General features: G+C 48.6%; 23 protein-coding genes. 18 read left to right on the plus strand and 5 right to left on the minus strand.

The window, feature by feature from the left end; genetic code table 11:
• Window positions 1-4 precede the first annotated feature (4 nt).
• The 11 genes from PHH59_RS00150 to pqqC all read left to right on the plus strand — a co-directional run bounded on the left by PHH59_RS00150 (window position 5) and on the right by pqqC (window position 12,460).
• Window positions 5-670 carry a DUF484 family protein gene (locus PHH59_RS00150; RefSeq protein WP_300010006.1) on the plus strand — a complete coding sequence of 222 codons (666 nt, stop codon included), beginning with the start codon at window positions 5-7 and terminating at the stop codon, window positions 668-670.
• Between the two features lies 1 nt (window position 671).
• Window positions 672-1,580: a tyrosine recombinase XerC gene (xerC, locus tag PHH59_RS00155; RefSeq protein ID WP_300009353.1), complete on the plus strand. Its 909-nt coding sequence runs from the start codon at window positions 672-674 to the stop codon at window positions 1,578-1,580.
• 182 nt (window positions 1,581-1,762) lie between these two features.
• A complete protein-coding gene (locus PHH59_RS00160) occupies window positions 1,763-2,785 on the plus strand; it encodes a DUF2333 family protein (RefSeq protein WP_300009356.1) in 1,023 nt (340 codons plus the stop codon).
• A gap of 4 nt (window positions 2,786-2,789) precedes the next feature.
• Window positions 2,790-3,110, plus strand: a complete 321-nt coding sequence (locus PHH59_RS00165) for a DUF4389 domain-containing protein (protein WP_300009359.1) — start codon at window positions 2,790-2,792, stop codon at window positions 3,108-3,110.
• 380 nt (window positions 3,111-3,490) lie between these two features.
• Window positions 3,491-5,776: an adenylate/guanylate cyclase domain-containing protein gene (locus tag PHH59_RS00170; RefSeq protein ID WP_300009362.1), complete on the plus strand. Its 2,286-nt coding sequence runs from the start codon at window positions 3,491-3,493 to the stop codon at window positions 5,774-5,776.
• Window positions 5,777-5,883: 107 nt separating this feature from the next.
• Complete coding sequence (locus tag PHH59_RS00175) at window positions 5,884-9,213, plus strand: TonB-dependent receptor (protein ID WP_300009365.1); 3,330 nt, start codon at window positions 5,884-5,886, stop codon at window positions 9,211-9,213.
• A 32-nt stretch (window positions 9,214-9,245) separates the two neighbouring features.
• Window positions 9,246-9,497, plus strand: coding sequence for a hypothetical protein (locus tag PHH59_RS00180; RefSeq protein ID WP_300009368.1), 252 nt, complete (start codon window positions 9,246-9,248; stop codon window positions 9,495-9,497).
• 236 nt (window positions 9,498-9,733) lie between these two features.
• Complete coding sequence (pqqA, locus tag PHH59_RS00185; RefSeq protein ID WP_083930472.1) at window positions 9,734-9,808, plus strand: pyrroloquinoline quinone precursor peptide PqqA; 75 nt, start codon at window positions 9,734-9,736, stop codon at window positions 9,806-9,808.
• A 155-nt stretch (window positions 9,809-9,963) separates the two neighbouring features.
• On the plus strand, window positions 9,964-10,875 hold the full coding sequence (gene pqqB, locus PHH59_RS00190; RefSeq protein WP_300009371.1) for a pyrroloquinoline quinone biosynthesis protein PqqB: 912 nt from the start codon (window positions 9,964-9,966) through the stop codon (window positions 10,873-10,875).
• Between the two features lie 174 nt (window positions 10,876-11,049).
• On the plus strand, window positions 11,050-11,625 hold the full coding sequence (locus tag PHH59_RS00195) for a Uma2 family endonuclease (RefSeq protein ID WP_300009374.1): 576 nt from the start codon (window positions 11,050-11,052) through the stop codon (window positions 11,623-11,625).
• A 109-nt stretch (window positions 11,626-11,734) separates the two neighbouring features.
• Entirely contained in the window at window positions 11,735-12,460 is a 726-nt protein-coding gene (gene pqqC, locus PHH59_RS00200) for a pyrroloquinoline-quinone synthase PqqC (protein WP_300009377.1), read from the plus strand.
• Window positions 12,461-12,620: 160 nt separating this feature from the next.
• On the opposite strand, the gene rpsT is transcribed toward pqqC, so the two are convergent.
• Complete coding sequence (rpsT, locus tag PHH59_RS00205; RefSeq protein WP_300009380.1) at window positions 12,621-12,893, minus strand: 30S ribosomal protein S20; 273 nt, start codon at window positions 12,891-12,893, stop codon at window positions 12,621-12,623.
• A gap of 96 nt (window positions 12,894-12,989) precedes the next feature.
• Between rpsT and murJ the strand changes: the two genes are divergently transcribed.
• The 4 genes from murJ to PHH59_RS00225 are packed head-to-tail and all read left to right on the plus strand — an operon-like array spanning window position 12,990 to window position 16,167.
• Window positions 12,990-14,549: a murein biosynthesis integral membrane protein MurJ gene (gene murJ / locus PHH59_RS00210; RefSeq protein ID WP_300009383.1), complete on the plus strand. Its 1,560-nt coding sequence runs from the start codon at window positions 12,990-12,992 to the stop codon at window positions 14,547-14,549.
• Window positions 14,550-14,567: 18 nt separating this feature from the next.
• On the plus strand, window positions 14,568-15,509 hold the full coding sequence (ribF, locus tag PHH59_RS00215; protein WP_300009386.1) for a bifunctional riboflavin kinase/FAD synthetase: 942 nt from the start codon (window positions 14,568-14,570) through the stop codon (window positions 15,507-15,509).
• 11 nt (window positions 15,510-15,520) lie between these two features.
• Window positions 15,521-15,958: a PIN domain-containing protein gene (locus PHH59_RS00220; RefSeq protein WP_300009389.1), complete on the plus strand. Its 438-nt coding sequence runs from the start codon at window positions 15,521-15,523 to the stop codon at window positions 15,956-15,958.
• Complete coding sequence (locus PHH59_RS00225; RefSeq protein WP_300009392.1) at window positions 15,955-16,167, plus strand: hypothetical protein; 213 nt, start codon at window positions 15,955-15,957, stop codon at window positions 16,165-16,167. The genes PHH59_RS00220 and PHH59_RS00225 overlap by 4 nt, the downstream gene beginning before the upstream one ends.
• A 252-nt stretch (window positions 16,168-16,419) precedes the next feature.
• Here PHH59_RS00225 and PHH59_RS00230 read toward each other — a convergent pair whose 3' ends face one another.
• From PHH59_RS00230 to rpoE, 4 genes are all read right to left on the minus strand, one after another.
• Window positions 16,420-17,826: a DegQ family serine endoprotease gene (locus PHH59_RS00230; protein WP_300009395.1), complete on the minus strand. Its 1,407-nt coding sequence runs from the start codon at window positions 17,824-17,826 to the stop codon at window positions 16,420-16,422.
• A 146-nt stretch (window positions 17,827-17,972) separates the two neighbouring features.
• Window positions 17,973-18,992 carry a MucB/RseB C-terminal domain-containing protein gene (locus PHH59_RS00235; protein WP_300009398.1) on the minus strand — a complete coding sequence of 340 codons (1,020 nt, stop codon included), beginning with the start codon at window positions 18,990-18,992 and terminating at the stop codon, window positions 17,973-17,975.
• A complete protein-coding gene (locus tag PHH59_RS00240; protein WP_300009401.1) occupies window positions 18,989-19,543 on the minus strand; it encodes a sigma-E factor negative regulatory protein in 555 nt (184 codons plus the stop codon). Before PHH59_RS00240 ends, PHH59_RS00235 begins: the two co-directional genes overlap by 4 nt.
• Window positions 19,543-20,145: an RNA polymerase sigma factor RpoE gene (gene rpoE / locus PHH59_RS00245; protein WP_300009404.1), complete on the minus strand. Its 603-nt coding sequence runs from the start codon at window positions 20,143-20,145 to the stop codon at window positions 19,543-19,545. Before rpoE ends, PHH59_RS00240 begins: the two co-directional genes overlap by 1 nt.
• A gap of 151 nt (window positions 20,146-20,296) precedes the next feature.
• Here rpoE and nadB point away from each other — a divergent pair, with 151 nt between their 5' ends.
• The 3 genes from nadB (at window position 20,297) to PHH59_RS00260 (ending at window position 23,981) form a co-directional block, all read left to right on the plus strand.
• Entirely contained in the window at window positions 20,297-21,913 is a 1,617-nt protein-coding gene (nadB, locus tag PHH59_RS00250) for an L-aspartate oxidase (protein WP_300009407.1), read from the plus strand.
• Between the two features lie 90 nt (window positions 21,914-22,003).
• A complete protein-coding gene (locus tag PHH59_RS00255) occupies window positions 22,004-23,401 on the plus strand; it encodes a hypothetical protein (RefSeq protein WP_300009410.1) in 1,398 nt (465 codons plus the stop codon).
• Window positions 23,402-23,480: 79 nt separating this feature from the next.
• Window positions 23,481-23,981, plus strand: a complete 501-nt coding sequence (locus PHH59_RS00260; protein ID WP_300009413.1) for a hypothetical protein — start codon at window positions 23,481-23,483, stop codon at window positions 23,979-23,981.
• Window position 23,982: the final 1 nt, after the last annotated feature.

Here is a 23,982-nt window from a genome sequence, read left to right on the forward strand (position 1 = left end):
CGAATTGTCGGAGCTGCAAGTGGAGCGGTATTTGCAAAAACATCCCCAATTTTTCAACGAGCATCTGCATTTGTTGGAACAAATCCACATCCCGCATCCTAGCGGCAACGCCGTTTCGCTGATTTCCAAACAACTGGAAATATTCCGCAGCCGCCATCAAGAAATGGAAAGCCAATTGACGGAACTGATCGACATCGCCCGCGACAACGACACGTCCATCCTGCGTATGCACAAACTTTCCCTGGCCTTGCTGGATGCGTCCACGCTGGCAATGGCGGTCAGAAACCTCAATATTGTCTTGTCAGACTATTTCCTGACCGATTTTGTCGCGGTGCGGATTATCAAGGAACCGCCTTATCCAGAAATGCCTGAATTGTTTATCGCCCCGCACAGCGAACAATTGCAGCCATTCAGCAAAGAACGGTCATCACAACAGCCGGGCTGTGGACGCCCTACACTGGCGCAAGCGCGGGTGCTGTTTGGTGACGCAGTAGCCGCAGACGTTAAATCCTGTGCGATAGTCCCGATGATTTTTACAGAACTGGAAGGCCTGCTCGCCATCGGCAGCCGCGAAGACGACCGTTTTGTCAATGGCATGGGGCATTTGTTCCTAACCCAAATGAGCGAACTGGTCGGCACCCGCTTTATTGCTTTGCTGAAACAATATTGATATGCACAACGATGCAGGGCAGATGTTGGCGGATTTTTTCACGCAGCTCACGGTGGAAAAACGTGCGTCCATCCACACGGTCAAAAATTATCAGCGCGACATCGCCCATTTAAACCGCTATTGCACCGACAAAGCCATTGCCGATTGGCACCAGGTCCAGGCCGCCGACATCCGCGCCCATATCGCCAACCGCCACCGGCAAGGCATCAGCAGTAAAAGCTTGCAACGCGAACTCTCCGCTATCCGTAGCTTTTACCACTACCTGATGCAACAAAGCCATGCCTCCAGCAATCCAGCCCAGCACGTCAAAGCCCCGAAGCAGGCGCGTAAACTACCTAAAACCCTGGATGTCGATCAAGTCAAAGGACTATTGGAAGCCGGAACCAGCTCGGTGTTGGAAATACGCGATGTGGCAATGTTTGAATTATTTTATTCTTCTGGTTTGCGGCTTAGCGAATTGTCCGCCCTGGATTTGACGGATATTGACCTGGCCGGACAATCCCTGATGGTACGTTCGGGTAAAGGCGGCAAATCCAGGGTGTTGCCGATAGGCAGCAAAGCGGTGGCGGCTATTGAAAACTGGTTGCAACAACGATCAAAACAAACAAACATCACAGAACCCGCATTGTTTGTTTCCTCACGCGGCGCCCGTCTTGGCCAACGCAGCATTGAGCTTAGGCTGAAACAATGGTGCGTCAAGAAAGGCGTCGCAGAATCCATCCATCCACACATGTTAAGACACTCTTTCGCCAGCCATTTGCTGGAAGCCAGCCAGGATTTACGCGCAGTCCAAGAATTGTTGGGACATAGCAACATTAGCACGACACAAATTTACACGCACTTGGATTTCCAGCATCTAGCTGAAATTTATGACAAAGCCCACCCACGGGCCAAAAAAAAGGCGGAATAATTTTGGGCGCGATAGGCAAAAAAATAAAAAACCTGCTACCATGTCTTATATTTTTAAGACAAAAAGAGCTTTCAATTTAAGGCGGTAGACCTGATACCCAGGGCACTTTAATACTGCCAACGTAAACCGGAGGCACGATCAGGCAATCCGTTTTTACGCGCATACTTCTCAAAGGTACTGAAATGGCGGCAAATGAAACAACCCAAGATATAAAATCTAAAGGGATACTGTGGGGCTTCGGTGTATTTATTTCTATTGTGTTGGTTGTTTTGATAGTTTTAGGTGCGTGGTGGGGAAGTGAGCCTGGACAGTTCAACATCATGGATGAAGCGGAAAAACGCGCCAAAGAAACCCACGAGACCGACAATTTACCCCTCGGTTACGTCTATACCAACACCTTGGCGCATATCGCCGAAGTGTTGCTCCATAAACCCGGCGGCTATATCACCAACGACGTAGGCCCGCCAGGCGTGTTCCTTGACAACGTCCCTAGTTGGGAATTTGGGGCATTGGTCATGTTGCGCGATGCCACTTCAGCATTGCGTAACCATTTTGCCAGAGACCAATCACAATCCGCCGAAGACCCAGACCTGGCGGTTGCCGAACCTTACTTCTATTTCGAGAACGACTCTTGGGCCTTGCCTTCCACCGAAGCCGAATACGAAAAAGGCGTCGAAGCCCTGCACAAATACATGACCCGCTTGCAGCATTACGGGGGCGAAGTCAAAAAAGCCCAGTTTTATTCGCGTGCCGACAACCTTTGGCAATACACAGAAGTCGTTATCAAGCGGCTTGGTGGCCTGTCCACCCGTTTGACGGCAAACAATTCCGGTACTAATTTTGGCCCTGGACTGACCAAATTGGAAACCGACAATATCGAAAAAGAAGTGCCGATTGCAAGAGTTCCCTGGATGGAGATTGATAACGTTTTTTACGAAGCACGCGGTGCAAGCTGGGCTTTATTGCATATTTTGCGGGCGATTAAGTACGATTTCAAAGATATTCTTCTGGACAAACGCGCCATGCGTACCGTTGATATTATGATCAAATCCTTGGAGAACTCCTTGGAACCCATCTTAAGCCCGATGATTTTAGATGGCGGCGGTTATGGCCTGTTCGCCAACTATTCATTGACAATGGCAAATTACATTGCCCGTGCCAACGCCGCCGCGCTGGATTTGCGTGATATTATGAACAGAGGTTAATGATATGGACGAAGAAATTAATACCAATTTAAAACAACTCAGCACGTGGAAGCGCATATTTTTCATGCTGATTTTCTCAGTGATCGGTGAACTGGTCAGGTTGCTATTGTGGGCGGTCATCGTCCTGCAAGTCGCATCCACACTGCTAACGGGCAAACCTAACCAAAATATCCTTAATTTTGGGCGTAGCTTGTCCTTGTACACTTACCACATTTTGCTGTTCCTGACTTTCACCACAGAAATTATTCCGTTTCCATTTTCCGACTGGAATATGACCGCCGAGCTTCAAATCGCGGAAACCGAACAAGCCAAAGAAAAAGAATAAGACATTATTCTTGCCTAAAACGGGAGGCTAAGAACAGCCCTCCCGTTATCTCCGCCCCAGCCTCTTCCAATATACCTATTTTTGAAACCTACAGGATTAGTCGTCCTCTATGGTCTGATTCTACAACCCCCAAAGCCCGCCAATTACTGATTCTTTGCAACCATCTGCAAAAATAATACAAAATTACACCCGCTACGCGGTAATATTTCACTATTAATTGATTAAACCGCACTCAAATCGACCGAAAAGTGCGATAAATGCTTAACAAGCCGTTCACTATCTTTGTAAACTCGACAAAAAATGAGTAGCGGCAAGCAAGCCGTCCGCCGCTGCCTATCAGTTGTTTCAAGAGGTATTGAACCGCCTCTAAATGGATAACCATGAAACTTGCCCAACCCGTTTTTGACCACTGCTTATCGTTTGCCAAGCTATTGCTTAAAACTTTCAAGTTTTTTTTATTATCCTCGTTGGCGGGCTTGTTAGGTGCGGTATTGTTGTTGACACCGCTAGGTGTGTATCTGGAAGAAGAATTCGGCTTAACTTGGTTATTTTCGGCCAGAGGCGAGATAGCACCGCCCAAAGATGTCGCCATCATTAGCGTTGACCAGACATCTGCGGAAATTTTGCATCTGCCCGACGATCCTGAAAAATGGCCGCGCGGGTATTATGCCCGTTTGCTTAACCGGATCAATGCACAACGGCCCGCCATTATCGCGCTGAACATGGTGTTCAATGAAAACCGCGACCCACAAAGCGATCAACTATTGGCTGAAGCGATTGCGGCAAATAACAACGTCATCCTCAGCAATTATCTCAAACATAAAATCATCCCGATGTCCGGCACAGACGATGCCGTCAGTTATGAAAGCGTCATCGAATCCATCGGCATCATCAATGCCGCCGCCTTGTACACCGCACCTTTCCTCATTCCGAAAACCTCCTCCACGGTCAAACAATTCTGGACCAACAAAGACAGTGCCGGCGACCTTAGAACCTTTCCAGACATTGTGTTCCAGAGTTATGTATTTAAAACCGCCTATCGCGACATCATGGCATTGCTTAAAGCCATCAATCCCGCATTGGCGGCAAAATATCCCGACAGCTTTGTACAATTTGCCGGCAACCAGGCCATGCTTGACAATATCGGGCAGATCCAATCGGCATTTGCCAAATTCAACAAGGATAATGGGCAGCTCGGACAACTCATCGCGAAGGCCACGTTTCCAGCAAAATCCAAACACTTGTTAAGCTCTTGGCTTGAACTGTTGCATAATCAAAAAAGCTTATATTTAAACCATTACGGCAATGTCGGGACGATTACCACCATTCCCTTTTACCAGGCGCTTGAACAGCTTCAGCCTGACATCTTGCGGGATAAAATTGTCATGATCGGTTTTTCAGAAAGTATAGAACCGGAAAAAAATCTGGGGTTTTACACGGTTTTCTCAAATGCACACGGACAAACCATCAGCCCTGTTGAAATTGCCGCCACCGCCATAGGCAATCTGGTTGACAATATCTGGCTGAAACCGTTAGACCCGGCCTACCAATTTTTGCTGCCCTTGGTTTGGGGCATTGTTTTGTCAGTCTTGTGTTTATCCTGTCCTTTCCATATCAGCATTGGCTTAATCCTGCTGTTAGGCTCCACCTATCTTTATGTCGCTTATTATGAATTTGTCACCGCGCAAGTCTGGCTGCCGCTAGTCGTTCCTATTGGTTTACAAATGCCGGTGATTTTGATCGCCGCATCCATCCTGTATTTTCGGCGCAACCAACAGGCAAAATACAAAATGCAGCTAGTTCTGAGGCATTTGTTGCCCAAAGAAATCGTCGACAACATCCCCTACCAACCTGAAAACCGGGTGATGTCCACCGGCGGCAAACTCATACAGGGCGTTTGTTTGGCAACGGATGTCAACGATTATACGAAACTATCGGAATCGATGAAGCCAGAAGTCTTAATCGAGCTGATGAACGCCTATTTTGCGGACATATTTCCGCTAGTGACTGACCACGGCGGTTATATCACCGATTTGGCGGGGGATGGCATGTACGCTGTATGGCTTAACCCCGGACATAACAAACAGCCACATATCAACGCCTGTCATGCCGCATTGGCCATTAAAGCCGCCGTCAGCCAGTTTAACCAAACGGGGCAACCTGCGCTAATCACGCGTTTGGGCCTGGCCTGTGGTGAAATCAGCATAGGCAATACCGGCGCACCAGGACGCTATGTCTATCGCGCCATCGGCGACCCTGTAAATACGGCATCACGGATTGAAGGGCTTAACAAATATCTGGGTACGCACATTTTGGTCACCGCCGAGGTGATTGAAGGGTTGGATGGCTTTCTTTTACGTGATTTGGGCCTATTTTTATTGAAAGGCAAATCCAACCCCGTCCATGTTTTTGAACTGTTGATGGCGGAGATTCATGCCGTGGTCTGTGCACGCACACTAACCACGGCATTCGCCAAAGCGTTAAGCCTGTTTAAAGCCAAACAATGGACAACGGCACTGGCTGCTTTTGTTGCCATCAACAACGATTTTCCCGATGATGGGCCAACACAGTTTTTTATCCGCTATTTACAATCGTTAGCCACATTACCGGAAGCATCGCTGAATGAAACAGCCAATGTCATTGACATAAGCCACATCACTTTTTAGTTGTATTCCAAAAGCCAATATGCTTCAATCCCAGACAAGAAAGGGCTGGCAATAGGTTTCGGGGGAAACTTGGACAGAACCCTTTGCTGGCAATAACAATAATTAATATGCTACAAAAACCTAATTATTATTTTATCGCGCTGTTGCTCGTGCCTTACTGCACACAGGCGTCGTTGCCTTGTGAACGGCCAGTTGCCCAAATACTGTCAGCGCAGGGTAAAGTGGACGCCCTGCGGGCGCAAGAAACCACATGGCTGGATGTCCATCAACTAGATGAATTTTGTCCGGGCGATAAAATCCGCACCGCCAAGCGTAGCCGCGCCACCTTGCGCTTAAGCAACGAGTCGATCATTACGCTTGAACAAGCAACGACCTTGATGTTTCCCGAACCGGCCAGGAATGCTCCCGAATGGCTGGTCAGCCTATTAAATGGAACCAGTTTTTTCCGAAGCCGCCAGCCGCAGCAACTACATATCAATACCCCATTTATCAACGCCGTACATGAAGGCACCGAATTCTTAGTCCGCGTTGATGACCAACATACTGAAATCACCGTCTTTGACGGGCAAGTCGCCGCCCAAAATCAAGCCGGGCGCATCCAGATAAAACCCGGATTTGTCGGCATCGCCCCCAAACATCAAGCGCCGTACTTACAACCGCTGATGATCAGGCCCGAAGATGCCGTGCAATGGGCCTTGTACTATCCACCGTTGCTTGATTATAAAAAACTCACCGCATTGCACAGCGTTTCGCCAACATTCCAGCACGGCGACAGCTATCAGTTGCTGGACAAGCTCGACACGGTACCGATGGTACGTCGGGATGGATACTATTTTTCACTGAAAGCCTCCTTGTTGTTGAACGTAGGCCGCGTTGATGAAGCTGGGCAGCAAATAGACCATTTGCTCAAATTAAACCCGCATGATAGTGACGCGCTTGCCTTGCAGTCAGTCATAGCCACCAGCAAAAACCATCAAGACGATGGCTTGGCATTCGCCCAAAAAGCGGTGGCGATCAATCCTCAATCGAGCATGGCGAAACTCGCCTTGTCTTACGCCTATCAAGCCTTGTTCAAACTGGAAGACGCGCTCAAGGCCACGCAGGAAGCCACCCGACTTAGCTCCGACAACGCCCTGGCCTGGGCAAGGCTGGCTGAACTCCAGCTTTCCATCGGAAATCGTGATGATGCCCTGGTGTCGGCGGAAAAAGCCCAATCCATCAACCCTGCCCTAGCCCGGACACAAACCGTACTGGGCTTTGCACATCTGGCCCAAGCCCAAATCATTGCGGCGAGACAGGCTTTTGACCAAGCCGTGGCATTGGATTCATCAGACCCGCTGGCACGGCTAGGCCAGGCGCTAACCGACATCCGCGTCGGCAAGTTGGAGCAAGGCAAACAAAAACTTGAAACCGCCGCCAACCTTGCCCCCAATAACGCCATCATCCGCAGCTATCTCGGCAAAGCCCATTACGAACTGAAAAACACCGAATTTGCCGAAACCGAATTTAAAATCGCCAAAGCCAGCGATCCTAAAGACCCGACCCCGTGGTTTTATGACGCCATTCTTAAACAAACCAACAACCAGCCAGTCGCCGCGTTGCGTGACATGCAGCAAGCGGTGGCCTTAAATGACAACCGCGCCGTTTACCGCTCCCGGCTATTGTTGGACAAGGATGCCGCCGTGCGCGGGACTGGTTTGGGGCGAATTTATAATGACCTAGGATTTAGTGATATTGCCAGCCGCCAGGCCAGCAAATCCCTCGCCCTAGACCCTGGCAATTATTCGGCGCACCGCCTGCTGGCTGACAGTGCCGCCAACCAGCCCCGCCAAGAAACAACCCGCTCCAGCGCCTTGTTGCAATCGCAACTGTTCCAATCCGTCAACCTCAACCCTATCCAACCACGCCTGGCTTATACCGATTTGAACATCCCTAAAAGCGGCGGGCCGGCGGAAATTGGCTTTAATGAATACAACAAAGCTTTCGAACGGGACAATACCCGGATCACCAACACCACCACTTATGGCTCCAACAACACCGTAGGCAACGAGGCCGTCGTGTCAGGGCTAATCAACAAATTCGCCTACAGCCTGGGCCAACTGCATTACGATACCGACGGCTACCGCGCCAACAACGCCATTAAGCACGATCTGTACAACGCTTTTGCCCAGTATGAAATTTCGCCGAAATGGAACGTACAGGCGGAATATCGGCGGCGTGACACCGAGACCGGGGATTTGGAACTGATAGGCCGTGCGGATAATATCCTTATCCCCAACTATCAGCGTAAACTTGGTCAAGACACGTATCGGCTAGGCTTGAAATTCTCCCCCGCAGCACATTCTGATTGGGTCACCTCATTTATTTATGCCAACCGTGACGAATTTCAGGACTTCAACAATTTTGGCTTTACCTTTGGTACCCGCGACAAGGGTTATCAATTGGAATCGGCGTATGTGTACCGGCAAGAACGCTTTAACGTCATCACAGGGGTGGCGCGTTACGCCTTTGAAATAGCAGACACGGCAGCGACAAATCTAATTTTTCTCTGTCCGTACATCGCTTGTGGCACGGTGCAAAGCGTCGCCATCCAAAACATGGGCTACTCTTACGCGAATATCAAAGTGCTTGACAGCCTGACCACCACCTTGGGCTTAAGTTACGACAACTACTATGAAACCAATTCCAGCAAACTTAATTTAGATCGCCCCAATCCAAAATTTGGCTTGCTGTGGCAAGCCACCAATAGCATGACTCTGCGTTTGGCATTTTTCGACACCGTAAAATCCCCCATCGCGGTCAATCAAGTGATCCAGCCCTTACAAGTCGCTGGGTTTAATCAATTTTTCGATGACCCGAATGGCACCAAAGCCACGCAATATGGTATTGGCATGGACTACCGTATCAACCCAAATTGGTACGCAGGCATAGAATTTTTCAAGCGGGAATTGGCGTGGCCGTATACTAATTTTGACCAACAACGCCATTTTGAACAACGGGATGAAGACCTATACCGTTTCTATATCAATTGGACGATCAATGACAATTGGATAGCCAATTCCGGCTTTCGGCATGAGAGCTTCAATAGCGGAGGCGAAAATTCCCCAAAAGCCGTGGACACTTCGTACCTGCCAACCAGCCTACGGTTTTTCCACCCTAGCGGTTTTTTTGCTGAAGTACGCGGCACGTATGTCAACCAGCAAGTAGATCGCCCTGTGAATTTTCAAGAAGAGGAGTTCGCCACTGATTTTTATTTAGTCGATGCCTCAATCGGTTATCGCTTGCCCAAACAATATGGGATACTCAGCTTGGAAGCCAACAACTTGCTGGACAACCGTTTCAAATTCAGAGACCGCACTTTTCAGATCAACGAAAAACGTGTGTCTGATATAACCCCAGTGCAAACCTTGTTTGCCCGCTTCACGTTCAACTTTTAAATTATCTGCTAACTCAATCTTGGAGATTAAACATGGAAATCAGAACACTCAGCGCAACGGCGACTAAAGAAATTTTGGGAGACGAACTATCTTTTTTAGTGGCCTATTCCTCTAACGGTGACACAATTCTTTATGTTCCCGAAGGCAAAAACGCAAAAGAAATGGCCTTCCCAATGGAATACCCACCTAAAGAAATTTTAGCTATGACCAACATTTCAACCGTTCGTGCGGCTGGCAAGTGTATTGTTTACAGAAATGGCATTCCTGTTTGTATCCCTTGCTAAGGACAGCTTTTCAGTAAATTTTTGTAGTTACCCAGCCCTACCTTGAAAAAATATAAAAACTCAAGCAGAGCGAGTAGCCCATATATAGCGAGAGCGGAATATGGGGTCGAAACTACACAATCTCGCTTAAAGAAATGTTTGCACATCTTGCGAAAAAAAAGGCTTCATCGTATACTCTGATTTGGCTTACTTGATCAAGCTAGACACATCATTATAAAACTTTGGAGGTTATGATTATGAAATGGGAAACACCAAGCTTTACCGACCTGCGTTTCGGTTTTGAAGTAACAATGTACATCTACAACCGTTAATCTTAGCGGCTTGTAAAAACAAAAGGGGTTCATCACGAACCCCTTTTTTTTGCCTGACTTTTTGAACTGGCTTGCCCTTTGAATTTTTCGTGTTTTTCGTGCTTTTCGTGGACAATACCGTCATTTTTTAACGCTTCATTATTCGGTCTTACACAATGAAAATTAGAGTCCTAGGTTCAGGCGCAGGTGGCGGTTTTCCGCAATGGAACTGCAACTGCCATAACTGCCACCGCATCCGCCACAACGAAATGAACGGCACGGCACGCACCCAATCGTCCATCGCCGTCAGCACCGATAACCGTAACTGGTTGCTGTTCAACACCTCACCTGACATCCGCACCCAACTGGAAGCCTTCCCCGCCATTCAGCCCAAAGATGGCATCCGCGATACGGGCATTAAAGCCATCATGCTCATCGACAGCCAGATCGACCACACCACTGGCCTATTGATGTTGCGCGAAGGCAAGCCGCTGGATGTTTATTGCACGGAAATGGTCAGGCAAGATTTGACCAGCGGTTTCCCGCTGTTCAACATGCTTAAGGATTACTGCACCGTCAACCATCATCCGGTTCCGGTCGATGGCAGCAGCTTCACCATTCCCGGCATAGACGACCTGCGCTTTTACACCCAAGCCCTGAAAAGCAAAGCCCCGCCCTATTCCCCGCATCGCAACGACCCGCACGATGGCGACAATATCGGCGTGATTATCGAGCAAATCTCCACCGGTAAAAAAGCCTTTTATTCGCCGGGTTTGGGCGAGATAGAAGCGCACGTCATGGCGGCGATGCAAGCCGCTGATTGCGTGATGGTGGACGGTACTTTCTGGACTAATGACGAAATGGTCACCCAAGGCATCAGCCACAAACTGGCAAGGGAAATCGGCCATTTACCGCAATCCGGCGAAGGCGGCATGATCGAAGTGCTGAACAGCATTGGCGAAAAACGCAAAATCTTGATCCATATCAACAACACCAACCCCATTTTGGATGATGATTCCGCCGAACGTCAGGAATTGGAGGCAAACGGTATTGAAGTGGCTTATGATGGTTTAGAAATAGACTTGTAGGAGTTATAAAATGGGCGCGACATTAATTGTTTCATAAGTGCTTGCACTAGAAATAGTCTGTGTCCGTTAAAAGATTTCGGCAAGCACTTATGAAACACACATAACTTATTGAATGGGCATTACAATCCCATAAGTGCTTGCTAACAGTAACATAACTATACTGCGCAAGCACTTATGGGAAAATTAATACTGCAAAACCGCTTTATTAGCGAACCGGATTATTTGATACAAGAGGCCGAAAGCGACTGTAAGCACGAGTATGTTGATGGCGATTGCTATGCGATGTCTGGGGCGAGTGAGAAACACAATATCATTACAGGCAATATTTTCTTTCATCTGCGTTTGGCAACTCGCGGGCAGACTAGCAGTTGCCGGGTTTTTGCCAGCGACATGAAATGCCGCATCGAAAATGGACGGATTTATTACTATCCTGATATGATTCTGGTTTGCAAGCAAAACGACAACGCCGAATATTACAAAGAACAGCCTTGCTTCATCGCCGAAGTGCAATCCAAAAACACCGAGCGCGTGGATCGCCACGAAAAATGGCTGGTGTATTCCAAAATACCTAGCCTGCGTTATTACTTGCTCGCCGATTCGCGGCAACAAAAAGCCGAGTATTTCCGGCGTGACAGCAACGGGGATTGGCAAGGCGGCGTTTTGGCAGATGGAGAAACTTTAGATATTCTCTGCGACAACTATCACGCAGCTTTATCTTTGGCGGAAATTTATGAGGATGTGGTTTTTTAGACCTGTCAGGTTTTTAAAACCTGACAGGTCTAAGCTTTTCCCCTAAAACCTTCGGCAGCAATTTCTAAAAATCAATTTATTAATAAGATATACATTCATAGGAAATCACATGAACGAACAAACGCCTTGGAACCGCGAAGAATTTGAAGCCGCCCTGCGCGGCATGGAAAAGTATTACCATATCCATCACCCGTACCACACGCTGATGAACGAAGGCAAATTGAGCAAACCGCAACTGCAAGGCTGGGTGGCCAACCGTTATTATTACCAAGTGTGCATCCCGCTGAAAGACGCCAACATCCTCGCCAACTGCCCGGACCGTGAAACCCGCGCCAAATGGATACAGCGCATCCTCGACCATGACGGGCATCCTGGCGACCCAGGAGGCATCGAAGCCTGGATACAACTGGGCATGGCGGTGGGCTTAAGCCGCGAAGAAATCACCTCAGAGCAACATGTGTTGCCGGGTGTGCGCTTTGCCGTGGATGCTTATGTCAATTTCGCCCGCCGCGCCGAATGGCATGAAGCCGCCAGCTCCTCATTGACCGAATTGTTCGCTCCGAAAATCCACCAGCAACGTCTGGACAATTGGCCTGAGCATTACCCCTGGGTCGAACAGCAAGGCTATATTTACTTCCGCAAACGCCTGACCGAAGCCCGCCGCGATGTCGAACATGGCTTGGCGATTACGCTGGACTGGTACAAAACCCGCGAGCAGCAAGACCGTATGGTGCAAATCTTGAAATTCAAGCTGGATGTGCTATGGACGATGGCGGATGCGATGTATATGGCATACATCCATGAAATGCCGCCGTATTTTACTATCGAAAAGTAGCGGCGCATCCCGTAGGGTACGCTGTGCGTACCTTTTAAACCCAATTTATTTCAAGCATTAAGGCACACAGCATTCCCTATATTTAAACGAAACCACCTAAATTTCGGGTAATAAAAAAGGCCGGATTTATGAAAATCCGGCCTTTTTTAAATGAAACCTTTTATTCGCCGAGAACCAAAGCTTTTACTCTTGCATTCAGTCGGCTTTTGCTACGCGCCGCTTTATTCTTGTGGATAAGCCCTTTAGTGACGGCAGAATCAATAATTGGCACGGCAGTTTTGAATGCCGCCTGCGCTTGTTCTTTATCGCCTGCCCTTACGGCGGCAAGCACTTTTTTGATGAAAGTGCGTAAGTTGCTACGTTGTCCTGCGTTGCGAATACGGCTTTTTTCCGCTTGTTTCGCGCGCTTTTTAGCTTGTGCTGTATTAGCCATGGTGTCTCGGTTTGAATCTGGTTTAAGTATGAGCCGTGTATTATCTTTTTAAATGTTATTATTGTCAAACTTTTTAGCGAGTTACGGAACGGCGGATTGGGCAAGCAATTATTTAAATCAACCGCTATCGTCAGCGCACTGACCCTGATGTCACGGTTATTAGGCTTTGTCCGCGACATGTTGATTGCGCGGCTGTTTGGCGTGGATGTGGCGACCGATGCGTTTTTTGTCGCGTTTAAAATCCCTAACTTCCTGCGCCGCCTGTTCACCGAAGGCGCGTTTGCCCATGCCTTCATCCCGGTATTGGCGGAATATCAGGCACAAGATGACCCCGCCGCCGTCCGCCAATTTCTCGGCAAAGCCGCCGGATTATGGGCCTTTGTGCTGTTGGTATTGACTATCATCGGCGTACTGGCCGCACCTATCCTGATAATTCTGCTCGCCCCAGGCTTTAACTGGCAAGGCACACAGCACGAACTGGCGGTGCTGATGTTACAAATCACCTTCCCGTACCTGTTGTTTATCGCCTTGGTGGCGTTTGCGGGCGGCATTTTAAACGCTTATCACCAGTTCGTAATTCCGTCCCTGACCCCTGCCCTGCTCAATATCTGCATGATCTCCGCAGCGATTTGGCTCGCGCCCTTGCTGGACGAACCTGTCACCGCCTTGGCCTGGGGTGTGTTGATTGCGGGTGTCGCCCAACTTTTTCTGCAAATCCCCGCCTTGTTGAAGCTCGGCTTGTTACCGCGTTTGCAACTGGATTTTCATGATGCTGGTGTAAAACGGCTGTTCAAACGCATCGTACCAGCGATTTTCAGCGTCTCGGTCACGCAAATCAATTTATTGCTGGACACCTTGATCGCCTCGTTCTTGACGGTGGGTAGCGTCTCGTGGCTGTATTATTCGGATAGGCTGGTGGAATTTCCCCAAGGCTTATTGGGTTTGGCCTTGGGTACCGTGATTTTGCCGCAGCTCGCCAAACACCATGCCCAGGATGACCCCAGTGCGTTTTCAAACTCCCTTGATTGGGGTTTGCGCTTGGTGTTGCTGACGGGCATTCCGGCAACCATCGGGCTGATCCTGCTCGCCGAACCGATGTTGGCGACGATGTTCCAATACGATGAATTCACCCACACCGACGTGCAATTGGCGGGGCAAAGCTTGAAAGCCTACGCGCTGGGCTTGCTGGGTTTTTTGATGATCAAGGTGCTGGTGCCGGGTTTTACCGCACGGCAGGACATGTCCACGCCGCTACGTTACGGCATCTATGCGATGCTGATTAGCTTGGCGGGCAATGTCTTGGCAATCCCCTTCGCCCATGCCGGGTTGGCTTTGGCGACTTCGTTAGGTGCTGCCATTAACGCTTTATTGCTGCTATACAAACTGCACCAAGAGCGCGTCTACCAACCCGCACGGGGCTGGTGGCTGTTTTTACTGCGGGTATTACTGGCAAGTACGGCAATGGCCGCCAGTCTGTATTACCTTGTCGATGTTGAGGCATGGCAACACTGGCATACCAGCGAGCGGATTTTGCAGTTGCTCAAGTTTATTGCCATCGGCATGGTTATCTATGCTACGGCATTGTTAATAATGGGCTTAAGACTGCGGCATTTAAGCGTCCCGCATGATAAGATAAATGATTTTTTATCATCATAAAGATTGCCGTTTTGACCCATGCAATTAATTAGAGGACTGGCGCATTTAAAACCGTTTGTGGACGGCTGTGTGCTGACGATAGGCAACTTCGATGGCTTGCACCTAGGCCACCGCGCGGTGATAAAAAAACTGGTGGCGCGTGGCGAGGCATTGGGGTTGCCTGTGGTCATCATGATTTTTGAACCGCAACCGCTGGAATATTTTTTAAAGGACAATGAACCGTCGCGCCTCAGTGCCTTGCGAGAAAAAGCCATACAATTCAGTGCCTTGCCAGTCGATTATGTATTGATTGCGCGTTTCAACCGCCAATTTGCCAATGTCGATGCCGAGCAGTTTATTGATGAGATTTTGCTGAAAAAACTCAATATCAAGCATTTGGTCATCGGCGATGACTTCCATTTTGGCAAAGCGCGGCGCGGAAATTTTAATCTGCTGAAAGAAAAAGGCCAAAAACACGGCTTTAGCGTCGAAGATACCGGCTCGTATCTGGTCGAAGGTTGCCGCGTCAGCAGCACCTTGATCCGCGACGCCCTGGCGGCGGGCGATTTGGCACAAGCAGAGCGCTTGCTAGGACACAGTTATTCGATTTGCGGACGCGTCGCCCACGGCGACAAACGGGGGCGCACCCTAGGCTATCCAACCGCCAACATTAAACTGTTCCGTAAAAACACGCCCGTCAACGGCGTATTTGCCGTCACGATGACCGGCATTGATGATCAAGCCGTCTACGGCATCGCCAATGTCGGCACCCGCCCAACTATCGACGGCAGCTCCAAAGTGATACTGGAAACGCATTTGTTTAATTTTGACCGCGAGATATACGGGCGGTATGTGGAAGTGCATTTCAAACAGAAAATTCGGGATGAGATGCGGTTTGCGTCGGTGAATGAATTGCAAAACCAAATTCAGCGGGACGTGGAAACAGCAAAAAGCTGGTTTGCACAATCCGGCAATTTGTAAAGTGCAGCATAATGAAAATTTATCTGGACAATTGTTGCTTAAACAGGCCCTTCGATAATCAAGCGGACCTGCGGATTCATCTGGAAGCGGAAGCAGTTAAAACCATAATCACCTTGGTTGAACAGCGGACATGGCAACTCATCGGTAGCTCGATTTTAAAATTTGAAATCGCCAAATTGACTGACAATTCGAGAAAAAGAGAGCTTGCATTAATGGAATCGTTGGCAAGCGAAATCATTGTGATAAATCAGCAAATCGCCGAAAAAGCCAAACAATTTGAAAATTTTGGTTTACAAGCTTTCGATGCCTTACATTTGGCTTGTGCTGAAAACAACGCCGATGTACTACTTACCGTTGATGACAAATTTATAAGGAAAGCAAAAAACATCACCAAATTGGGAATCAACATCTGCAATCCTATAGTCTGGCTAAATGAGGTTTTGCCATGAACACCATTGATTACAAAACAGAACAGGAAATTTACCAAAAAGGCATAGCCGTTCTTTATCAAGGCTTAGGTGCAAGCGGTTTTATCCGCTTTATCCAACAAATGGATCAAGGTCATGGCAACTACGTTGAAGACCGCCAACAATGGCAACAGCAGTATTCGGTTGATGCCATTTTGGCGGAATTGGAAAACAACACATTGCTGAAATAACCATAAACACGATTACGCGCCCAAACATCACTGCCATTAAGTTAAGATATAAATGTTAATAATCAACATATTATAGCTGTGTAGGTTGGGTCGCCTAATGCGCCTACTGTTGGTAGCGATAGCGTAACCCAACATTTACCGCTCCTGAAAGCTTGCATTATTGTGCATTCGTTGATGCACCCAGGGTTTTTATTGGGTGGTTTTGCCAGTAAAGACGTTGCGCCGCAACGTCTTTACAAAGGTGAAGCGCCTCTATTTATCTATCTTAAGTGCCAAAAACGCAGGGCTGCCGCGTCGTTGTATCAGCACGGCGACAGATTTTCCTATAGGCAGGTTTTTGATGGTCTTTTCAAAATCATCAACCGAGCGGATGACCGTGTTTTGGAGGCGTAAAATAACGTCACCGCGTTGAATGCCCGCTTCTTTGGCTGCGCCTTTGCTGACTTCCTGCACTACCACGCCACCACTGGGCATTTGTAAGGATTCCCGTTGCTCATCGGTCAGTTCGCTCACCGTGATGCCAATTCTATTCATCGGTTTGGTTTCAGTTTTTGCTTCCGCCAATTGTTCAGGCTGGTCGGGCAATAAGCCGATTTTAAACTCGACGGTTTTGCTTTCACCTTGCCTGATGATTTTTAGCGTGGCGTTGCTATTGATTGCCGCCATGCCAACCAAAGGCGGCAGATCACCTGATGTGTCAATCACTTGACCATTGAATTCAACAATCACGTCACCCAGTTGCAAATCGGCTTTTTCGGCGGGACTGCCGGGCATGACTTTGGAAACCAACGCACCTTGCGGTTTTTTCATGCCGAACGATTCCGCCAATTCGCGGGTGACGTCCTGGATTTGTACGCCCAACCAGCCGTGCGAGGCTTTGCCCTTGGTTTTGATTTGGTCAACGACGTTCATGACCACGTCTATCGGAATGGCAAAAGACAAGCCCATAAAACCGCCGGTGCGGCTGTAGATTTGCGAGTTGATGCCGATGACTTTACCGTCCATATTGAACAACGGGCCGCCGGAATTGCCGGGATTGATCGCCACGTCGGTTTGGATGAACGGCACATAGTTGCCGCCAGGCAAGCTACGGCCTTTGGCACTGACGATACCGGCGGTGACGGATTGCTCAAAGCCGAACGGGGAGCCGATAGCCAGCACCCATTCACCGACTTGCAATTTTTCAGGTGTGCCTATTGCCACGGAAGGCAGGTTGCTGGCGGCAACTTTCAGCAAAGCGACATCGGTGCGTGCGTCGGAACCTATCAGCTTGGCGACCAATTCACGGCGGTCGGAGAATTTGACGATAATCTCATCGGCGTCTTTGACCACATGATGGTTGGTCAGCACATAACCATCGGAGGAAATGATAAAACCGGAGCCTAAAGATTGGGTGTCGCCGGAATCATAGCCGTCCCCATTACCTTCGGGGTTATTGTAAAAATGTTTGAACAGCTCTTCCATTTCCGGCGGCATACCTTCAGGCAGTTGTGGCTTGACGGTGCTTTCAGGCGCGGGTTTGGCTTTCTGGGAGGTGCTGATATTGACAACGGCAACGCCATTGGTTTTGACCATTTCTGTAAAATCGGGTAATTGCGCCAAAACATTTTGGCTCGTCATGACCATAAAAAACACAAATAAGCTTATGATTTTTGGCATATTATCTCCATTTAAACTGTTAAAATTAGTTGTAGCGGCATTTGTTAATTGGTTTATAAGTTCTTGCTTTAGCTTTATAGGAATCTTTGCAAGAACTTATGGGAACAAGAACTCATGGGAACAAGAGCTCATGGGAAAATTAATATTCAACGGGTAGCGTCACGCAGTTTGACACTGTCGGCAATCAGGCGGATGGTTTCCGAAGGGACTTCACCCATCACCGTCAATTCAAAATCGCCTAGTGTGTGGCTGAAAAAATTGACGGCATCAATGGCCTGCACCCTGTTTGAATCAAGGTTCACCAAGGGTTGCGCGGCATTTTTATGCTCCATATAAACAGAAACTGACGCAAGCCCGTCACTCAGCAACAAATGGTCGACGGGTTGTTCTAAGTCGTGCATAGGTTTGCGGGTAAAGAACACTTCTTTAAAACCTTTGGGTAGCACCGACAACACAAATGGCATTTGTTGTGACACCGGCTCTTCATTATTTTCTGAAGATAGGGCGGCATTGGCATTGGCCGGTTTCAAGCCAACAAAAGGCAACGCGTCTTTAACTTCCAGCTCGGTAAACATTAGCTCCTCAAGAACTTCTTCATCCTGATCATAAACAACAACTTTTAACGGCAAATACCATTGCTGGCTAAGCCAAACTTTGCGGGCATATCTAAGGTCGTCTTTAGGTTTGATAGTGACGACATAGGCGGGCAACATGGCGATGCTTTCTTCGCCTGCCAGCTTGATTTCGTAGACGGCGTCCAGTTGATTTATATCGGTCGGCAGTTCAATCAGAAAAGAACGTTCAAAAGGACGGTGGTCAACAACCAGTTTTTGCGTGGCTTTGTAAAGACAACTGACTTTGCCGGTTTCCCGCACCACTTCGCGTAAAGGGGAGTTTAAGGACAACAGATGTTCCTGTTCATGTCCGTTGTTAGCGGCATGGGAATATTTCATCGGCTCCAATTTGCCGTCCCGTAAAAATGCAACCGTACCCTGGTAATTCATTGTCCGCATCGCCAGCGCCATTTTTGCCAAGGCTTGTTTACCATCCAGCAATTGCAACGCCGGACGTGTTTCTGTGTTAGCGGGTGGCGGCGTATTTTCCGCCAAAGCGTTGAGCGTTGAAACAACGGGGAGGATAAGGAAAAACCACTTTACCACAATCATTTTTGGTTATACGTCGTCACGCGGGCCATGGATTTAAGGTTCGGATTATTGGCATAGACACTGCCGTTGTGTGCTTGGAGATAATCATTGATCCGGGCATTCAGTGGGATTTCAGATTCGGTTTTGGGGGTATCGACCGGAGAATTTGGCAAGGTTTTCGGGGTTTGTTGTTGGGCGACTTGTAAGCTGGTGGCAGGCACTTTATCGTTACCACCCAGATGCGGCAACGAGCGCACCGCCAACACCGAAACCACCGCCACGGAAGCCGCCAGTGCCAACCATTGATAAGGGAAACGGCGGTTTGCCGGTTTCTTGCGTGGCAATAAATAAACGGGTTCGTGTTGCAATTGCTGGCTGACTTTTTCCGAAAAATCCGTGCTAAGGTTCAAAAACTGATCGGTTTTAAGCGCGTGGCTAATGGCTTCATAGCGGTTCAGTTTGTTGGTCAATTCAGGATTAGCGCGCAATTTTTGCAATAAATCCAAAGCTTCGTCATAGTCCAGTTCGTTATCTAGGAATTGGGAAATTTTGGGGTTCATTTCTTCGTTCATTAAAAGTCACCGTTTGTGAGCAAGGGGTTTAGTTTATTATCAATCGCTTCACGCGCCCTAAAAATACGTGATCGCACTGTTCCAACCGGACATTCCATCGCTTCGGCAATTTCTTCGTAACTCATCCCTTCAAATTCTCTTAGCATGATGGCGGTACGCATTTCATCAGGCAGGTTTTCAATCGCAGACCGGATAGCCTTGACAATTTCTTCGTTCATCAACAAGCGTTCCGGCGTATCAATACCTTGCAATTGCGGTGCGTTTTCTATGGCTTCCGCATCTTGGATATCGACTTCGTATTGGCTGCTACGCCGTGAGCGTGACACCAGATAGTTTTTCGCGGTATTGATGGCGATACGGTACAACCAGGTGTAAAAAGTGGAATCACCACGGAAACTGCCGATAGCACGATAAGCCTTGATGAACGCTTCTTGCGCGACATCCTGGGCTTCACTGGGGTCTTTAAGATAGCGGTTTACCAACTGGACGATCTTATGTTGATATTTTATGACCAACAAATCATAAGCCTTTTTATCGCCCTGCTGCACACGCGCCACTAAATCTTCATCGAGATGTTCGCTAGTCCTCTTTTGACTGTTCACTACGGCTCTTTAATGTTGGGATGGACAGGATTAATCTGAATAAGTTCTTTTGTGACAAAATTGTGTTATCACTTTAAAAAAAGGTATTATCGCTAATCTGTGATAACTAAGCCACTTTTGCGAGTTGGCTGCCAATACCTTTGTTAGTTTTATGCCGCTTTATTCTGAAAGTTTTGCAAGAAGTTATGATGTGTTAATTATTGGCAGTGGTGGTGCCGGGCTCAGTTTGGCCATCAAATTGGCGGGCTGCGGCGTCCAAGTCGCCGTATTGTCAAAATTCGCCTTGACTGCCGGTAGCACTTATTATGCACAAGGTGGCATTTCTGCCGTTTTCGATGCCGATGATTCAATCGAGTCGCATATTGAAGACACGCTGGATGCCGGTGCGGGTTTGTGTAATCCTGAAATCGTCAGACTGACGGTCACACAGGGTAAAAGTTCCATCGAATGGTTACGCCGGCAAGGTGTCGCCTTTACCGAAGACGTCACGCCCACTGGTGAAAAAATCCTGCATCTCAACCGCGAAGGCGGGCATTCGCACCGTAGGATCGTCCATACTGCCGACGCCACCGGCAAAGCCGTGTCATTGTCGTTGATTGAACGCGCCCAGGAACATGAAAACATCCATTTGTTTGAACACCACAATGTCGTCGAACTCATCACCGCGCCAAGCAGCGGGGAAACCGGCAAGGCCATCTTGGGTGCTTATGTCCTGGATTCGCAACAACAAACCGTAAAAACATTCACCGCCAAGGTGGTTGTCCTGGCAACCGGCGGGGCCAGCAAGGTGTATTTGTACAGCACCAACCCGCAAAGCGCGACCGGCGATGGCATTGCCTTGGCATGGCGGGCGGGTTGCCGTGTCAGCAATATGGAATTCATGCAATTCCACCCGACTTGTTTGTACCATCCCAAAGCGCAATCTTTCCTGATCAGCGAGGCGGTCAGGGGCGAAGGCGGCAAATTGATCCTGCCGGATGGTTCGGCCTTTATGCAGAATTTTGACCCGCGCGGCGAGTTGGCCCCACGGGACATCGTCGCAAGGGCCATCGACCACGAAATCAAAAAACGCGGTATTGATTGCGTGTATCTGGACATCAGCCATAAATCCGAAGAATTCATCCTGAAACACTTTCCAACCATCCATAAAAAATGCCTGAAGTTCGGGATAGACATCACCAAACAACCCATCCCTGTCGTGCCTTCCGCGCATTACACTTGCGGCGGTGTGCTGACTGACAGCTATGCGCGCACCGATATTGGCAACCTCTACGCGATAGGCGAAGTCGCCAGCACCGGATTGCACGGGGCCAACCGCATGGCGAGCAACTCCTTGCTGGAATGCCTGGTGTTTGCCGACCGTGCCAGCGTTGATATTTTGGCGAAACTCGACAGCATCCCCACGCCACCCAGAGTGCCTGACTGGGACGACTCGCAAGTCAGCGACTCCGATGAAGAAGTGGTTGTCTCGCACAATTGGGACGAGCTACGCCATTTCATGTGGGATTATGTCGGCATTGTCAGGACGGACAAGCGTTTATACCGCGCCATGAACCGCGTCGAACTGCTTAAACATGAAATCAACGAATATTACCGTTATTTCCGTGTCACCAGTGATTTGTTGGAATTGCGTAATCTGGTGATTGTGGCGGAATTGATCATCCGTTGCGCCCTGCAACGCAAGGAAAGCAGGGGCTTGCATTACACGCTGGACTATCCTGAAACCGATAACGGCAAGCCGCCACAAAATACCATCCTGACTCCCTAGCGGGGCACTGATTTGTATATAATTCCGCTATTTCGGGTGTATACTTCGCCCACTCCTTAATATAAAAATTAAAAATACGGGGATCTTCTGATGACTGAAAAGACCGCTAGCAAATACCTGCTCAACCTGGAAAAACAATTCGCCCACGACAACCCTGTCTTGCTGCAAGCCTTAAGAGTCTTTCAAGAAGTGGACCAGCTAGAATATGACCTGGGCCTTATCGAAGCGGAAGAGACCACCGCCAGCAAACATTCCTGGTGGCCTATCGTCAGCCTGATTGGTGGCAACTCCACCGCCAAATCCCGTTTTATCAACAGCTACTTGGATACCGAACAGTTGCTGTCCGGGACGCCTGCCTCCAGCCATAAATTTACCGTGCTATTGCACAACAACCAAGCCAATTCCAACACCCTGCCCGGCACCGCACTGGATGTTGATCCGCGTTACCCTTTCTATAAAATCAGCAGCAAAATCGAACAACAGCAGGCAGGGGAAGGCGGCCGCATCAATTCGTATCTGGAATTGAAAACCCTGTCCAGCGAACGCTTAAAGGGCAAATTGTTTATCGACGCACCGAATGTCGTCACCGCGATGGCGACACCGGTCATCCACATGCTGACCCGACAAACCATAGAAACCTCTGACTTGGTCTTCGTCTTTAACGATGTGTTTGACGCAGAAACCGCATTGGCTAAAGAACTGATAGAACTTATCGCCCTGCATCAGGACACCAATAAGTTTGTCTATCTGATAGACGAGCCCACCGCCAACTTAAGCACCACCAACAACAACGCGATCATTTCTTTGTGGCAGAGAAAGTTGTCTGAATTCGGACTTAACACGGGACAATTTATCGTGTTGACCAACCAGCAAAATTCGGCAAACCCATCGGGTGCCGGTTATTTTGCCGAAATCGACCACCGTATGACCAACGTCGCCCATAGCCGCTCTTACCGAGTACTCGATGCCTTGGAAAAAAACATCAATGACATAGAAGAGGTGGTGGTACCGGAAACCCAAAAAGGCATTTCGTCGTGGAAAGACCGCGTCAACATGACGACGCTGGTCATCCTCAGTTTTATTGGCTCGCTGGCGGTGTTGGCGGAAATAGAAATGGGGATTCTGGAATTATTGATGGACCCGATTATAGGGCCGGCCATCGGGGCGGGCCTGATTGCCGTCATGATCCCCATCCATTTGATCAACAGCAGGTTACAGGCGAAATTAATCAGCCACAAATTACATGCCCGGCAGAAAGAACTGCATTTAATGGAAAACCTGGGCGAATTTTTTGAAAAAAACCAGACTTTTGGACGTATGCTCTTGACCGTCAGCGACCCGGTCGGCTGGAACAAAAAAACCAAAGCCCGGATCATGCAACTGCGCGAAAAAACCGAGGAGCTGGTACAGGCCTTAAATGACAACTTCAGCAATTACCAGGAATCACCGTCATCAACGCCTGCATCCAGTTTTAAAGAATTCCCCTAGAGCCTTGCCCGTGGCAATCAACCAAAGGGCGTACATCCTATAGCTGCTAATCAACGGCATAACCTGCTAATAATTAACTATGGATACTTTAAAAAACTATCTGCCGTTGTGCTGGTTTAAATCAAATCCGCTTGAGCTGATAAGATCGGTTAGTTTTTTCAAACAAAACCTCATCTTCTATTTTATTGTTGAATTTTTATTACAGGCAAACATGACCGATGATCCGCTCGAGTCATTTTATGAAGTAAGCTTTGAAACCCTGCTGACCTTGCTGTTCATTGGCGTTATGCTGGCCCTCAACAAATCCATGTACGCTTTTATCCAAATCTCGACCGCCGTCCTGTTCTGTTCCAACGCCGTTTCCTTTTTTGTAATCCCCGTCCTGGTCTGGCTGACCATCAGTGAAAACACCATCAGTTATTATCTGGTGGGTTTGCTGATTTTTTGGGATTACGCACTGACCACCTACATCATCAAACGGGTGCTCACGCTTAACATAGCCGCCAGTGCGGTGGTCTCGCTGTTTTACGTCACCTTTACTTACTTCGGTGCTTATACGCTAGGGCAGTTGGTGCAATAGC

Source organism: Methylovulum sp. (assembly GCF_028687615.1).
Taxonomy (GTDB): domain Bacteria; phylum Pseudomonadota; class Gammaproteobacteria; order Methylococcales; family Methylomonadaceae; genus Methylovulum.

What these genes read in the sequence shown, in the direction of transcription:
- PHH59_RS00195 (WP_300009374.1), top strand. Translation starts at nt 11,050, where the DNA reads ATGGGAAAATTAATACTGCAAAACCGCTTTATTAGCGAACCGGATTAT.
- ribF (WP_300009386.1), top strand. Translation starts at nt 14,568, where the DNA reads ATGCAATTAATTAGAGGACTGGCGCATTTAAAACCGTTTGTGGACGGC.
- PHH59_RS00260 (WP_300009413.1), top strand. Translation starts at nt 23,481, where the DNA reads ATGGATACTTTAAAAAACTATCTGCCGTTGTGCTGGTTTAAATCAAAT.
- PHH59_RS00230 (WP_300009395.1), bottom strand. Translation starts at nt 17,826, where the DNA reads ATGCCAAAAATCATAAGCTTATTTGTGTTTTTTATGGTCATGACGAGC.
- rpsT (WP_300009380.1), bottom strand. Translation starts at nt 12,893, where the DNA reads ATGGCTAATACAGCACAAGCTAAAAAGCGCGCGAAACAAGCGGAAAAA.
- pqqC (WP_300009377.1), top strand. Translation starts at nt 11,735, where the DNA reads ATGAACGAACAAACGCCTTGGAACCGCGAAGAATTTGAAGCCGCCCTG.
- PHH59_RS00235 (WP_300009398.1), bottom strand. Translation starts at nt 18,992, where the DNA reads ATGATTGTGGTAAAGTGGTTTTTCCTTATCCTCCCCGTTGTTTCAACG.
- PHH59_RS00175 (WP_300009365.1), top strand. Translation starts at nt 5,884, where the DNA reads ATGCTACAAAAACCTAATTATTATTTTATCGCGCTGTTGCTCGTGCCT.
- PHH59_RS00160 (WP_300009356.1), top strand. Translation starts at nt 1,763, where the DNA reads ATGGCGGCAAATGAAACAACCCAAGATATAAAATCTAAAGGGATACTG.
- xerC (WP_300009353.1), top strand. Translation starts at nt 672, where the DNA reads ATGCACAACGATGCAGGGCAGATGTTGGCGGATTTTTTCACGCAGCTC.
- PHH59_RS00165 (WP_300009359.1), top strand. Translation starts at nt 2,790, where the DNA reads ATGGACGAAGAAATTAATACCAATTTAAAACAACTCAGCACGTGGAAG.
- PHH59_RS00220 (WP_300009389.1), top strand. Translation starts at nt 15,521, where the DNA reads ATGAAAATTTATCTGGACAATTGTTGCTTAAACAGGCCCTTCGATAAT.
- PHH59_RS00180 (WP_300009368.1), top strand. Translation starts at nt 9,246, where the DNA reads ATGGAAATCAGAACACTCAGCGCAACGGCGACTAAAGAAATTTTGGGA.
- PHH59_RS00255 (WP_300009410.1), top strand. Translation starts at nt 22,004, where the DNA reads ATGACTGAAAAGACCGCTAGCAAATACCTGCTCAACCTGGAAAAACAA.
- PHH59_RS00225 (WP_300009392.1), top strand. Translation starts at nt 15,955, where the DNA reads ATGAACACCATTGATTACAAAACAGAACAGGAAATTTACCAAAAAGGC.
- pqqB (WP_300009371.1), top strand. Translation starts at nt 9,964, where the DNA reads ATGAAAATTAGAGTCCTAGGTTCAGGCGCAGGTGGCGGTTTTCCGCAA.
- PHH59_RS00170 (WP_300009362.1), top strand. Translation starts at nt 3,491, where the DNA reads ATGAAACTTGCCCAACCCGTTTTTGACCACTGCTTATCGTTTGCCAAG.
- nadB (WP_300009407.1), top strand. Translation starts at nt 20,297, where the DNA reads ATGCCGCTTTATTCTGAAAGTTTTGCAAGAAGTTATGATGTGTTAATT.
- PHH59_RS00240 (WP_300009401.1), bottom strand. Translation starts at nt 19,543, where the DNA reads ATGAACGAAGAAATGAACCCCAAAATTTCCCAATTCCTAGATAACGAA.